The following is a 13,741-nucleotide window of genomic DNA, read 5'->3' on the forward strand; positions in this document are numbered from 1 at the left end:
AGCCCTTGAAACACTCCACCGAGGCCAGCGTGACCGGGGGCGACGTCAGACCGGGTCCACCGTGATCAAAGAGCTCACGGTGCAGTCGGTGAACCTCGACAACTCCGATCCGGCGGCGGGCAAGGTGCCGACGGTGGTCATCGACGTCTGTTGGGATGTCAGCGATGTCGACGTCATCGACCGCGATGGCGCATCGGTCGTCTCACCCGGTCGTCCGGACACCGGGTGGACGCGCTACAGCGTGGCTAACTACGACTACACCGACGACCCGAACGGCGGGTGGCGGGTAGCAACAGGCCAGGACCTCAAGGAAGAACCATGCACAGCCTCCTGAGCCGGGTACTGGTGATCGGTCTTCTCACGGTGGTCTCCTCCTTCGCGCGGACAGTCGCGTACGCCGACACCACCTGCGGGCAGACGCATCCTGAAACCGGCGAATGCCTGATCTGGGTGGAGACCCCCGGGCCTCCCGATACGCCCAACAAGCCGAATGACGACGGCCCCAAGGACACCGGCACCGGCACCGGTTGCTTCTGGGACGGCACTGATCAAGGCATCCCCAAGCCACCACCAGGGCCCGTGCCGTGTTCAGCGCCGGAGGGCTACTGGTCGAACGGCTATCACTGCTACATCAGCCCCCTCGCCCCTCCGCCCCCTGCCGGTGACCCAGCATGGGAGGGACACGAACCCGGTGATGGGGGCGTCTACACCTGCTATCAACCGCAGACTGACCTGCTCATCACCATCTGGGCTCAGGATCCGCCGCCGAACTCGGGCGCAGGTCCGACACCGCGCGAAGTGGCGCTGATCGCCATCGAGCGCATGCACCTGTCGGCGATCAACATCGGTATCGCGCCCGAACCAAGTCCCGACAGCGTCGGCCTCGTCGGCATGCCGGTCTGGATGTGGGCGAAAGCGCCCAACGAGCACACCTTCGGTCCCCTCACCGAATCGGCCTCCGCTGGAGGGGTCACCATCACTGCGACAGCGAATGTCCTGCAGGTCACGTGGGACATGGGTGACGGCACCGATGTCGTCTGCGACACCGCCGGGTCACCGTACAAGGCGGCGTACGGGCTGAAGCAGTCCCCCGATTGCGGCCACACCTACACTCGATCCAGCGCGTACGAGACCGATGACGCATACACGGTCACCGCTACGTCGAGCTGGGTCATCACCTGGTCGGGCGCCGGCCAGACCGGAACGATCCGACTCAACGGACTGGTCCGCTCCACGCAGATCCGGATAGGCGAGGCGCAGGTACTCGTGAACTGAAGCGAGCTGCGCGGGAGGTACGACTCATGTCAACAACTGCCCGTGAGGACCGAACACCCGGTCCCCGCACATCACAGCCAGCAACGGCTCCCGACCTCATCGCGCCGCCCAAACTCCGCCGTCGCCCCGCGCTCGTCGTGGCTGCCGTCATCGTCACCGCCCTCGGCTGTCTGATCGGCGCCTGGGCCTGGGGCGCATCCACCGACACCCAGGAAGTCCTCGCGGCACGCGACACGATCCATCAGGGCGAGACCATCGAGGCCAGCGACCTTCAGAGAATCTGGATCAGTCGCGATCCCCTGTTGACCCCACTCCCCGCGTCGGCCTTCGACGACGTCGTCGGCCAGAGGGCCGCGCTCGACATCTCTGAGGGCGGGTTGCTCACCGACGAATCGACCAGTGACGAACCGTTGCCCCCGCAGGGCCAAACCATCGTCGGAATCGCACTGACGCCCGCACAGGTGCCGGCGATGCCGCTGTATGGCGGCGACAAGGTGCGGATCATCGCCACACCTGGAGACGAAGGCACGGCGGCCGCGAGCTCCCCTCAATTCACCGTCGCCGAAGTGGTCGGCACTGCCATCGATCAGACGACCGGCAACACCGTCGTCAATGTCTTGGTGCCCTACGCCGACGCCGGTGTTCTCGCTGCGCGGGCCGCGACGGGCAGCGTCGCCCTGGTCCTCGACTCCGGAGCCGAGTGATGGCCATCATCTGTCTCACCTCCGCCTCGGGATCTCCTGGGGTGACCAGTACGGCCGTGGGTCTGGCCTTCTGTTGGCCACGCCCTGTGCTCCTCGTCGAAGCCGACCCGACCGGCGGTTCCGGGATCCTCGCAGGATTCTTAAAGGGCACCACGCCGTACGACGTCGGCCTCGTCGAACTGGCGCTCTCACCGCTGGACACAGCAGATGCCCTGCGCGACGTCGTACGCCCGCTCAGTCCCAGCGTTGGGCTCCTTGCGGGCACGCGTACGCACACCCAATCCACGGCACTGCGTGACGTGTGGGCACCCCTCGCCACGGCGCTGCAGGATCTGGAAGCGAGCGGGCAGGACGTCATTGTCGATGCCGGCAGGCTCGGCCTCGTCGGTTCGCCGCAGCCGTTGCTGGACGCTGCGGACGTCACGCTGCTGACCACTCGCACGGATCTGCCGTCCATCTCCGCGGCCCGGTCGTGGGCCGAATCAGTTCGCGAACCCGCGACGGGTTGGCGACACCCCGGACTGCTCTTGATCGGCGCGGGCCAGCCCTACCGGGCCTCCGAGGTGTCCGCGGCACTCGGCATGCCCGTCGTGGCAGACCTGCCCGACGAACCCGCTGCTGCTGCGGTCTATCACCGCGGGGGAACTCCACCCAAGCAGTTTGAGTCTGGTTCCTATGTCCGGGCGCTCAAGGCTGCAGTGCAAGCAGTCCAGGCACAGGTTGCCCGCGGGCGTTTCACCGTGGCCAAGGGGGAAACGCGATGACCGAGGCGTCGAGCGATCTGAACGGCTACGGAGACCTGGCACGCCTCCCCCTGTTCAACGAACCTCCCCGCAGCGCGTCGTCACCCACGGCCACCCTCGGAACATCGGTTGCCGCACTCCCGATAACTGCCACCGACGTCGACTGGGCGCTCGTCTCCTCCTTGCGTGCTCGAGCATCCGAGCAACTGAGCCAACTCGTCGCCTCGGATCGTGGCCACCTCGACCGGGCCGCCCAGCAGGAACTCGGGCGCTCCATCGTGCTGGACCTCATCGAGGCGGCGATGACCGAAGACGTCGACTCCGGTCACGGCGCTTGGAGTCCCGCTCTGCAACTGGCGACCGCACAAGCCGTCTTCGACGCACTCTTCCGACTCGGACGCCTTCAACCCCTCGTGGACAATGACGACATCGAGAACATCGTCATCGTGGGCCACGACAAAGTCCTCTTGGAGCTGATCGATGGCCGCCTGGTCGACGGGCCGCCCGTGGCTGACTCCGATCAGGAGCTGATCGACTTCTTGGTCTTCCTCGCGTCGCGCAGCGAAGTCAACGCCCGATCCTTCTCCGAGGCACAGCCACGGCTTCACTTGCGGTTGGACGGGGGGTCTCGCCTCGCTGCTGCGGCGTGGGTGACGCCACGTCCCTCGGTCGTGATCCGCAGACACCGCCTCATGCAGGTCACCCTGGACGACCTCGTCGCTCGAGACATGCTCTCGTCCACAGCAGCCTCGTTCCTGCGCGCAGCCGTACGGGCTCGTCACTCAATCGTGGTCTCCGGAGCCCAGGGGGCCGGTAAGACCACCTTGGTCCGGGCCCTCTGCGCCGAGATCGACGAATGGGAAGCGATCGCCACGTTCGAGACCGAGTACGAACTCCACTTGCATGAGCTCGACCGGCACAAGATCGTCCATGCCTGGGAGGCGCGGCCGGGGTCAGGTGAACGTGGTCTTGATGGCCGCCAGGCCGGCGAGTTCACCATCGACGAGGCGCTCGTTGACTCCTTCCGCTTCAATCTCTCTCGCCAGATCGTCGGCGAGGTCCGCGGCAAGGAGATCTGGGCGATGATCAAGGCCATGGAGTCCGGCACCGGATCCATCTCGACCACGCATGCGGCCGATGGCGTCGCTGCTGTGCGCAAACTCGTCACCTGCGCGATGGAGGCCGGGCCACATGTCACCCAGGGGCTCGCCACCAGCAAGCTGGCTGCAACGGTCGACCTGATCGTTCAGTTGAGCATGGTGACCACGACCGGATCGGGTAGCGCACAGCGGACCAGGCGGGTCGCGGAGATCATCGCGCTGGCCCCCGGCGAACGGGAGGTGGGGTATGCGACCACGCACGTCTTCCGTGCGGATGCCTCGGGGGTCGCGGTTCCAGACGTATTGCCCGATGAGTACCGGACACTGACCCGACACGGGTTCGACCTCGGTGCCTACCTGTCGGCCCAACTGGGTGAGGTGCAGCGATGAACCTCCTGACAGCCAGCCTCGCGGGCGGCCTGATTGCCGTCGGTGTCTTCGGTGTCATCGTCGGCTTGCGTCCGACGGCCCAGCCACCGCGTGAGAAGCCCAGCACTCGGCCTCGTCTGACGCTCTCCTCGCGCACCCGCACGCTGCTGTTGGTCGGTCTGGGGCTGGGACTCCTCGGATGGGCACTGACCGGCTGGATCCTGGCGTTCGTCATCGCACCGGCCGGGGTCCTCGGACTCCCGGCGCTGCTGGCTGCTCCCCCGGCGGCGACCCACATCCATCGGCTCGAAGCCATGGAGGAATGGACGCGCTCGCTGGCGGGCGTACTCACTGTCGGCATTGGTCTCGAGCAGGCGCTCGTGGCGACGTTGCGCTCCACGCCGGCACCGATCAAAGCCGAGGTCGGTCGGCTCGTGGCCCGACTTCGGGCGCGTTGGGACACCGAGACGGCTCTGCGTGCGTTCGCCGACGAGCTCGATGACGCCACTGGGGACCTGATTGCCGCCAACCTAATCTTGGGTGCGCGGCGGCGCGGCGCGGGCCTTGCGAGCGTCCTTGAAGGGCTGGCGGAGTCCGTCGCCACCGACGTACGGGCCAGACGTCAGGTGGAGGCCGACCGAGCCAAGCCGCGTGCGACCGCGCGGTGGGTGACGCTGATCAGTGCCAGCGTCCTGGTCGTCCTTGCCCTGTCGGGCAGTTACGTCGAGCCGTACAGCAGCCCTGTGGGCCAGGTGATCCTCGTGGTCCTGCTCTCGGCGTACGTCGCCACCCTCATCTGGATGCGACGGATGGCCACCGGCAAACCGTTGCCGCGCTTCCTCGAAGCCCAGTCCGATACGGCGGCAGCGCAATGATCAGCGGACTCCAACTCGCCGTGCTTGCCGGAGGCCTCCTCGGGCTGGGTCTGACGTTGGCCGTCGCACGGCTGCTTCCCGTTGAACCGGACCTCGTCGACGCTCTGGACCGCGTCTCCTCGCCACGCCGACGCACGAGCGCCGGCGTCGCGCCCCTGCGTACGCGCAAGGAACGGCTCGGACTTTGGGGTCTGCGGGTGCTTCCTCCCGGGCTCTGGGTTCGTACACCGGTCCGCGAGTTGGCCCTGCTGCGGATCTCGGTCGCGCAGTTCTACGGCGAGAAACTGACCTTCGCTGGGCTCGGGCTTCTGATCCCACCGGGGCTCACTGCGCTCTTCACCCAATTCGGCCTGGATCTCCCACTCCCACTTCCGGCGCTGGCCTCCATCGGTCTTGCGGCGATCATGTTCTTCATCCCGAACTACAACGCCCACGACGAGGCGCGGAAGGCTCGGGTCGAGTTCGCCCGGGCCCTGGGTGCCTACATCGATCTCGTGGCGCTCGAACGCCACAACGGGATCGGTGTACGGCAAGCGATGGAAGCCGCCGCAGAGGTCGGCGACTCGTGGGTCTTCACCCGCCTGTCGGAAGAACTGACCCGATCCCGGTGGTCCGGACTTCCACCCTGGGACGCCCTGCACACCTTGGCTACAGAACTCGGACTCCCCGAGCTCGATGACTTCGCCGACATCATGCGCCTGTCCGGCGAGGAGGGAGCCAGCGTGTACGCCACCCTGCGCGCCCGCTCGGCCGCCATGCGGACCGCCATGCTCAACGACGAGATCGCCCAAGCGAACGCCATCGGCGAACGGATGACGATCCCCGGCTCGCTTCTCGGCGTCATCTTCATGGCGCTTCTCGTCGCACCTTCATTGCTTCGCATGCTCACAAGCTCGTGACCCCGACGTCGACGTCACCCCAAGGAGGAATCCCATGTTGAGAGTCTTGGTCCTGCTTCAGATAGCGCTCACCGACCATGGCGATCTACGCGCCGGCCGCCGGGGCGAACGAGGTTCGGTGACCACCGAGCACGTTCTCTGGGCTGTCGCGGTGATCGCCATCGTCGGCATCGTCGTCACGGCCATCACGACCTATGTGCAAGCACAAGCCGGCAAGATCAATTAACCGGGCCCACGGGCGCGGTGACAAGGGTTCGGTCTCGATCGAACTCGTCATCCTCATGCCCGCACTCTTCGCGCTCATGTTCCTGGGCATGCAAGCGGCGCTCCACTACCAGGCGCGCACTGTCGCCATCGCCGCCGCACAACAGGGCGCTCGTGCAGTGGGGGCTGAGCATGGACGCGAGACCGATGGCGCCCACGCAGCCACCGACTTCATTGACGAAGCCGGCGGTGCCGACGTCCTCACGGGTACGTCAACCAGTGCGAGCCGTACGGCAACACGAGCGACGGTGACGGTGACCGGCTTCAGCCTGAGCGTGATCCCGGGCTGGAGGGTACGCATCACCCAAACGGCGAGCGTGCCAGTCGAACGTCTCACTGCTCCCATTCCCCAGGGGTCCCGGTGAAGCGACGCGATGAACGCGGCTCCGCGGCGATTGAGGCAGCGATCGGCGTACCGGCGTTCGCTCTCTTCGTTGGCTTGATCATCTTCGGCGGCCGTACGGCGACCACGCACGAGGCACTCCAATCCGCAGCTGCAGAGGGGGCCAGGTCTGCCTCACTCGCGCGGGACGCCCAGACCGCTCGGACCGCGGCCCGTGAAGCCGCCGTGTCGAGCATCGCCAATCAGGAGATCGGGTGCTCCCACGTTGATGTCGACGTGGACACCTCCGACTTCGCCAAGCAACCAGGGGTAGCCGGCTCGGTCGAAGTCACGATTTCGTGCCGTCTCGACCTGTCGGATCTGGCCGTTCCAGGGGTCCCAGGCTCACGGGTCCTGAGCGCGACCATGTCCAGCCCCCTCGATACGTGGAGGGAACGATGAGACGCGATGGCGAACGTGGCTCGATCTCAGTGTGGCTGGCGCTGTCGAGTTTCGTGATGATCTTCCTGGTCGGCCTGACCGTCGACCTCGGAGGCCAAGTTCATGCCCATGAACGTGCCCACGATCTAGCCGCACAAGCAGCCCGCGCGGGCGGCGAAGAGGTCGAAGGATCCGCGGCCATTCGGGGACGTCAGCTGGTCGTCAGTCCAGCAGCCGCCCGCACAGCAGCCGAGCGCTACCTCGACGCCGCCGGCGTCAACGGGACCGTAGCCATCCGCGACGGCCAGACCATCACGGTCACGGTCCAAGACTCCTACGACGCGAAGTTCCTTGGTCTGATCGGCATCGGCCGTCTTGATGTCACGGGCACGGCAACGGCACGACTCGTCCGCACTCTCGGAGGCGACCAGCGATGACCACCGTCAACTCCCGCCTGCGAGGGCTGGTGGCCAGCCTCGCGCTGATCGCCTTCCTTGTTGGGGTACCGAGCACCCTCGTGGCCATCGACGCGATCCCGGATCTAGAGGCATTCTCGTGGTCACGACTGACGGCACCCGATGACGGGACGCTCCTGCTCGAGGTGCTCTCGATTGTCTGCTGGATTGCGTGGGCGATCTTCACCTGCCAGCTCATCATGTCGGTCTTTGCGCAGCTTCGAGGCCTGCGGTCCCCTCGACTTCTTGGCCTGGCTATGCCTCAACTCGCGGCCGACCGGCTCGTCGCGGTCGCCGCGCTGCTGTTCATTGCAGCTCCGTCCGCGGTCGCGTTGGTTCCCGAGCCGAGTGCCGCAGCGATCGTGGCAGCGACACCGTTGCCCGACTCCGACACCGCCGTCGTGGCTGACCCAGTGGCCACTCGTGTCCCGCCAGCATCGGCCGACCGAGCGCCCCAAGCCAACGAGGAGCTCTACACAGTCAAGCGCGGCGACAGCCTCTGGCGGATCGCCGAGGAACGTCTGGGAGACGGTGCGCGGTATGTCGAACTGGTCGAACTGAATCGGGACGTCCTCAACGGGCGTCCCGACTTCCTACTCCCCGGCACGGTCCTCAAAGTCCCGAAGGTCGAGGCGCCAGCCTCGGACGCGTACGTCGTGCAACCCGGCGACACCCTGTCGGAGATCGCCCAGGAAGAACTCGGGGAGGCAGACGACTATCCCGCCATCGCCGAAGCCTCACGCGACACGATCCAGGCCGACGGGGCCCAACTCACCGACCCTGACCACCTTCGTCCCGGTTGGAAACTGACGATCCCTCGGCAATCTTCACCGACCGCGCCTCCGATTCCCGACGACGTGGAACGACACACGCCAGACGACCCCGAACCGCCATCCGACCCCGAGCCTCCGGACCTCACCGCCACGGTCGCCCCATCCGCGCCAGCCGATGAGTCCACCGCAGAGCACAGCGACGACACCGATGGCACCGTCATCCCGGGGTGGCTACTGCCAGGGCTCGCCGGCGCGGGGTCGATTTTCGGTGGAGCGCTGTGGCTCGTACTGCGAGCACAGCGACGTACCCAACTGCGTCACCGGCGCCCAGGAAGGGTCTTCCCGTCGCTGCCGACCGACCTGTTGCCTGCCGAGAAGACAACTCACGCCACCGCGTCGGTCATCGCTCCTCGGATCGAAGCCCTCGACGCTGCCCTCCGCAGCCTGATGCCGCCGTTGCCTCGCATCCTCACCGTGACCATGAGCACCAACGAGATCTCGGTGTCCCTCGCCAAACCGACCGACCTACCGCGTCCCTGGAGCGGTGCCGGCACGGCGTGGCGGATCGCCGTGGACGACGTTCCCAAGCGCCCCGAAGATTCCTTCCCTCCGTACCCACTGCTGGTCAGCATCGGACAAGCCACCGACGGCGCCTTCGTGTTCCTCAACCTCGAGGAACTGCGCACCGTGACCGTCACCGGAGACCTGAACAGGAAGGCTGCGTTCGCACGTCACCTCGCCGCGGAACTGGCCGTCAACCCGTGGTCGATCGTCACGACGGTCGACCTGCTCGGACTGGGAGCCGACCTCTCACTCTTCAACCTCGGACGCGTCCGCACGCACCCCGAAGGAGACACCGACTTCATCGGCGAGTTGGGCCACACCCTGTCCCCGATCACGGAGCCATCGGACCCCGACGACTTCCACGTGGCGATCATCGCCACAGCCAACCGCCCGCTCTCTGATCTGGACGAACTCGCAGCAGTGATCAACGGGATCCCGGGGCGTTCCTCGGCTGCTTTGGTGGACCTCGTAGGCGGAGGCCGAGTCTCCGGCACGCACGTTTATCTCACGGCAGACGGTCGCCTCCAGGTCGAGGGTCTCGGCATCGACGTGACAGCGGCAAGACTGAGCGAAGAGGAAGCCCGGGCCTGCGCGCTGCTTCTCGACCTCACCCTCACCAATGAGGTCATGCAGGTTCCCCTTAGTGACACCGACGACGCCGTCTCAGACCTCGCAGGTGCCCTCGCACCACACCTGATCGAGCCTCGACCCGAGGGCCAGGCTGGTAGCGAGTCGCTGCTGCCACTCGATGCTCATGCCTACACCGAAGCGGCCGCCACAACTGTCGAGGACATCGAGACGCTCGCACCGAAGGTGGCACCCGATGCCCAGGCGACAGTCGAGGCCTCGGACCCGACACTGGACGAAGACCTCGCTCGCTGGGAGGCACCCGGTTTGGTCGCCACCAAACTGACCCTCCTGGGACCGGTCGGCGCCCGAACAACCGGCGACACCAAAGCGACCGCCCGTCGCCGACCGTTCTACGTCGAACTCCTGGCGTTCCTGGCCCTCCACCCTGACGGGGTCTCCAGCCGGTCCATCGCGGAGGCCTTCGCAATCCGCCCCGAACGAGTCCGAGTCGACATCAGCCAGCTCCGTCGGTGGCTCGGAAACGACCCGCGCACCGGAAAGTCCTACCTCCCCCACGCGGAGGCCAGCCACGATCCCGACTCCCCCGCCCTCTACAAGCTCGACGGAGTTCTTTGCGACCTCGACCTCTTCCGCCGCCTTCGCACGCGCGGCCAGAGCCGAGGGGCCGACGGCATCGAAGACCTCGTGACCGCGCTCGGGCTGGTCAGTGGAGAGCCCTTCACCGAACTCCGCAAGGAACACTGGAACTGGCTCCTCGAAGGCGACCGATGGGACCACCTCATGACCAGCGCCATCGTCGACGTCGGCCACATCGTCACGGCGCACGCACTCGCTGCCGGCGACGACGACCTGGCCTTGTGGGCCGCGCAGGTGTCGTACGCCGCGGCGCCGTACGACGAGATCGCCCAACTCGACGTTGTCCAAGCTGAGAAGGCTGCTGGCCACGACGCCAAAGCCAAACACCACCTCAACGACAAGGTCTTCAACCGCCGCGACGACGAACCACCGCCGATCGACCTACCTCAACGCACTCAGCAGATTGTCGGCGAGAAGAATTGGGCATCACGCGGGTCGCGTCCCCGTCGGACTGGATGAGGCCCCAGAGCGCAATGGAAGTCCCCTGATCCCCGCTGGGCATGTCACGCCCGCCCACCCAACGGCTGAACTAGATGCGTCAACTAGCGAAGAATCGTCACCTGAAAAACCTGGGCGGGCCGCAGTTCCCACTGCCCCAACTGACCGTACTCAATGGTGAGTATCGGATGTCCCTCCGCGTTCTGTCCGTCCTCTCGGATCCCGACAGCGAGTCCTGCTTCCGGAAGTTTCGTCAGCGAGGCGTTCTCTTCGGGCAGGAATTCGAACGCGGGCACTGTCTGACGATCGATGACGAGGAAGTCGCCAGGGAACGCACTGTCTCCGACGTATAGAGCGAAAGCCTCGTACCCGGCCAGAGTCGCCTTTCCGTCCTCCTTGAAGCCTAGGGAAAGATCCTCTTCGACCTCGGGTTGACCGTTGTAGACAATAACAGGGTCGATGAATGTCCTCGCCACCTGATCCAGGGTCTCGCGCAGCTCATCCGCAGCCACCTCCGAAGGCGTTTGACCCATAGTTAGGACACGCAGAACGCCGATGTCCTGCCCTCGCAGAACCGCTGCCCCAATTTCGTGCCCAAGGTTCGCGGGTGACGCAATGACGTCATTCTCGACGAAGTAGTCCTTCGGAATCCCGTGCAAAATGTGACCGAGGAGTCCATGATCGCTTGGCGGCCCCGTTAGGGATGGGAGTTCCAGGAACGAGGCCAAACCGGGGGCACTTATCAGAGTCTCAACAATTGATTCGTGGAACTCTGCAATGTAACGAACCGACAACGGGGTAGTGGCCAGCAGGTCGTTTGACTGCTGTTTCATGCGCACTAACAGCTCACCCAGTTTCGCTGAGACGCGGGCGATTGAGGCGTCGTCTGGTCGGTCCACGGGCCAGTGCACTTGGGCGACCTCGGCAGTTGCGCGCATGTCCTTGATCAGGTAGCGGTCGTCAGGGTCGACACTCGCCGCGTTAAGGCGCAATTTGCCATCGGCGGTGAGAAGGAGCACCGCTTCACGGAAGTAGCGTTCGAACTCCAAGGTGTAGGTACGGAATGGCAGCGCTTTCTCCGTCTCCCAGTGACGCCAAGGAGCTTCGTCTCGGTACGTCTCATACGCTCGAAGCACCAGAACCATGTCAGGCAGGTAGTGCCTGCGGGGGAAGCTGTCCAGAGAAAGTTCAAGGGGCGGATCGCGAGGATCCTTATCGCGCGAGAACAGCACCCAAGCCAGGACTGCTGCTTGGCCGGCAGCCACCTCAACACCGCGCTGCTCGGCCCTCAGGCGAGGACTGGTGTCGTATAAGCCACCCATGTAGCCGATGACCCGATGGGCAGTTGCAATATCGCTGACGGCAATGGCTTTCTTAGCGATCGAGGTAAAACACCAAACGAGTTGGCGTGACGCAAAGGCAGACTGATCCGGGCCCGAAAAAGAGAAGGGAATCGCAAACTCTGCGAGATTTTGCATGCTCACGAGCACGTTTTCCCTAGCGTGAAGAGCATCGGGTCGTTCTGCCTTTAGCAGAAGAGCCCAGATTCGCTCAAGTCGGTCAAGTGCCAGACGCAACCACGTGAGGTCTTCGGTTTTCACGGCATCGAACGCCATGCGCTCAGCGTCTGCGATAGCGACAAATGCCATCCGGCCCGAAGACTCCACGGCCGCTACGTCTATCTCGGATATCTGTCGTTCAAACCACCGCGGATCTTTTAGTCCAAGATGTGTACTCCCGGTCGCGGCGCGCGCCTCATGGATTGTCTCGTGGTAGTACTCGTAGCCGCGCCGAACGCGAGCGATCTGATGACCTTGAACAGCGGCCAGAACACTGTCCTGCAAGGCAGACATATCTTCCGCGAAGACGACAGCCGCGTCGCCCGATTGATCGTCGGTGAATGTGAGACCACTTAGGAGTTGTCGTGTTATAGCTTTCCAGACATCATCGTCGACTCCTGGCCAATCGTGCATTTCAAAAAGGACGTCTCCTGGGCGATACTGTCGCCGCGGTCGCGCTAGAACGCTAATCCGCTGACGGTAATCATAGGTTGCCGACCCATTCTCGCTTGAGCCTTCGTGCGCAGCCCAAGCCAGGTAGTCGGCGGCGTGAACCATTGGACCGACGTTCAAGCGGACGACCGCTGCCCGATGGTGAGGGTTTCGCACGCGCCGTACGCCGAGACCCGATGCACTAGGTAACGATCCGCTAACTAGCCCTCTTTCACTGTCGATCAAACGCTCGGTCGCGAGATCACTCACCTCCTGCGTTGCTGCCTTCGTCGCAGCCTTACTCACACGTGCTTTCAGTTCTGTGAGCGTCAGTCGCTCTACTCGCTGGGTCGAGGTGAAGAGGACTGCTAACCGAGCGTAGGCAGCACCCACAATCAGCATCGAGAGCGTCAATACAGGCACGAACGAGACCAGGATCGTGCTGGGACTGGCGAGCCAAAGCGCGACGATGCCGAGAACCAGACTGGCCGTAACACCGCTTACGAGAAGCGACCCGAAGCGCATATCGGTGACGACCGCATGCCTAGCAGACCCTGCAGAAAGGGGAGGTTCCCCGAGGACCTGAAAGGCGATCGCTAAGCCCGCAAATCCGATCGACGCGAATGCCGCGTGCACTTGCCAGATAACCCCTGCTACTGCTGCATCGGCGGAGTGCGTGCCTGGGCCGAACCACCATGCCGCGAAGACTGCTGCCGTCTCGAGGACGATAGTTAGAGTCAGTCCGAATGGGGTCATGAGCGAGACATACAGTCGCTGCACTGTGGTGCTGAACCTATTCAACCTTGTGTACCCCCGCCGAACCTGTCACGGTTGCTCTGTCGATTCCGACCTTAGTGCGTCAATGCCGCAGCCGCCGGTTAGTTCGATCCGACCACGGCACTGCTGAGCGGAACGCGCGATGGTGCGCTGTCAACTCGGCCGGCTACGTGGCACATCCGTGGCCGCTGGGGCATTCTAGCGTGGTCAACGAATGAATGTCGTCGTCGTGTTTGGGTCGTACCTTCTGGACGTTGGGACGCCCATAGTGGGTGGTTTACGCAGATTTGGAAGCACGCCTGGCTGGTGAGATGACCAGGTCCTCAGCGCTCGGGCCCAGGCAGGCTGGCGCCCGGGACGACGAGCGTCCGAGCGGATGTACCCGGCGAGGTCACCCGGGACTGCTGCACGATCAGGTGACAGTGATTAGTCACGCAGCCTGAGTGGCTGGCGTGGTCATGATTGTCTCGAACTCGATGGGGGTCAACCGGCCGAGACGGTCTTGCCGACGGCGCCGGTGGTAG

13 protein-coding genes are annotated in these 13,741 nt (G+C 64.8%); 12 read left to right on the plus strand and 1 reads right to left on the minus strand.

The window, feature by feature from the left end:
* Positions 1-88: 88 nt before the first annotated feature.
* From DNK52_RS16380 to DNK52_RS14080, 12 genes are read left to right on the plus strand one after another with little or no spacing between them, the layout of a single operon-like run.
* Entirely contained in the window at positions 89-334 is a 246-nt protein-coding gene (locus DNK52_RS16380; protein WP_239455642.1) for a hypothetical protein, read from the plus strand.
* On the plus strand, positions 319-1,275 hold the full coding sequence (locus DNK52_RS14030) for a hypothetical protein (protein ID WP_110241665.1): 957 nt from the start codon (positions 319-321) through the stop codon (positions 1,273-1,275). Before DNK52_RS16380 ends, DNK52_RS14030 begins: the two co-directional genes overlap by 16 nt.
* 26 nt (positions 1,276-1,301) lie before the next feature.
* Positions 1,302-1,979: an SAF domain-containing protein gene (locus DNK52_RS14035; protein ID WP_110241666.1), complete on the plus strand. Its 678-nt coding sequence runs from the start codon at positions 1,302-1,304 to the stop codon at positions 1,977-1,979.
* Positions 1,980-2,020: 41 nt separating this feature from the next.
* Complete coding sequence (locus DNK52_RS14040) at positions 2,021-2,743, plus strand: CpaE/TadZ family protein (protein WP_239455644.1); 723 nt, start codon at positions 2,021-2,023, stop codon at positions 2,741-2,743.
* A complete protein-coding gene (locus DNK52_RS14045) occupies positions 2,740-4,212 on the plus strand; it encodes a TadA family conjugal transfer-associated ATPase (protein ID WP_110241668.1) in 1,473 nt (490 codons plus the stop codon). The genes DNK52_RS14040 and DNK52_RS14045 overlap by 4 nt, the downstream gene beginning before the upstream one ends.
* Positions 4,209-5,066 carry a type II secretion system F family protein gene (locus tag DNK52_RS14050; protein ID WP_110241669.1) on the plus strand — a complete coding sequence of 286 codons (858 nt, stop codon included), beginning with the start codon at positions 4,209-4,211 and terminating at the stop codon, positions 5,064-5,066. Before DNK52_RS14045 ends, DNK52_RS14050 begins: the two co-directional genes overlap by 4 nt.
* Positions 5,063-5,965 carry a type II secretion system F family protein gene (locus DNK52_RS14055; RefSeq protein ID WP_110241670.1) on the plus strand — a complete coding sequence of 301 codons (903 nt, stop codon included), beginning with the start codon at positions 5,063-5,065 and terminating at the stop codon, positions 5,963-5,965. The genes DNK52_RS14050 and DNK52_RS14055 overlap by 4 nt, the downstream gene beginning before the upstream one ends.
* A gap of 34 nt (positions 5,966-5,999) precedes the next feature.
* Positions 6,000-6,191 (plus strand): hypothetical protein, encoded by a 192-nt coding sequence (locus DNK52_RS14060; protein ID WP_239455646.1) that lies wholly within the window; start codon positions 6,000-6,002, stop codon positions 6,189-6,191.
* On the plus strand, positions 6,160-6,594 hold the full coding sequence (locus DNK52_RS14065; protein ID WP_110241671.1) for a TadE family protein: 435 nt from the start codon (positions 6,160-6,162) through the stop codon (positions 6,592-6,594). The genes DNK52_RS14060 and DNK52_RS14065 overlap by 32 nt, the downstream gene beginning before the upstream one ends.
* On the plus strand, positions 6,591-7,013 hold the full coding sequence (locus DNK52_RS14070) for a TadE/TadG family type IV pilus assembly protein (protein ID WP_110241672.1): 423 nt from the start codon (positions 6,591-6,593) through the stop codon (positions 7,011-7,013). The genes DNK52_RS14065 and DNK52_RS14070 overlap by 4 nt, the downstream gene beginning before the upstream one ends.
* On the plus strand, positions 7,010-7,429 hold the full coding sequence (locus DNK52_RS14075) for a TadE/TadG family type IV pilus assembly protein (protein ID WP_110241673.1): 420 nt from the start codon (positions 7,010-7,012) through the stop codon (positions 7,427-7,429). The genes DNK52_RS14070 and DNK52_RS14075 overlap by 4 nt, the downstream gene beginning before the upstream one ends.
* Positions 7,426-10,470 (plus strand): LysM peptidoglycan-binding domain-containing protein, encoded by a 3,045-nt coding sequence (locus DNK52_RS14080; RefSeq protein ID WP_110241674.1) that lies wholly within the window; start codon positions 7,426-7,428, stop codon positions 10,468-10,470. Before DNK52_RS14075 ends, DNK52_RS14080 begins: the two co-directional genes overlap by 4 nt.
* Positions 10,471-10,553: 83 nt before the next feature.
* On the opposite strand, the gene DNK52_RS16050 is transcribed toward DNK52_RS14080, so the two are convergent.
* Positions 10,554-13,196, minus strand: coding sequence for a hypothetical protein (locus DNK52_RS16050; protein WP_162598789.1), 2,643 nt, complete (start codon positions 13,194-13,196; stop codon positions 10,554-10,556).
* Positions 13,197-13,741: the final 545 nt, after the last annotated feature.

This window comes from Nocardioides gilvus (assembly GCF_003194605.1).
GTDB classification, from domain to species: Bacteria; Actinomycetota; Actinomycetes; order Propionibacteriales; family Nocardioidaceae; genus Nocardioides; species Nocardioides gilvus.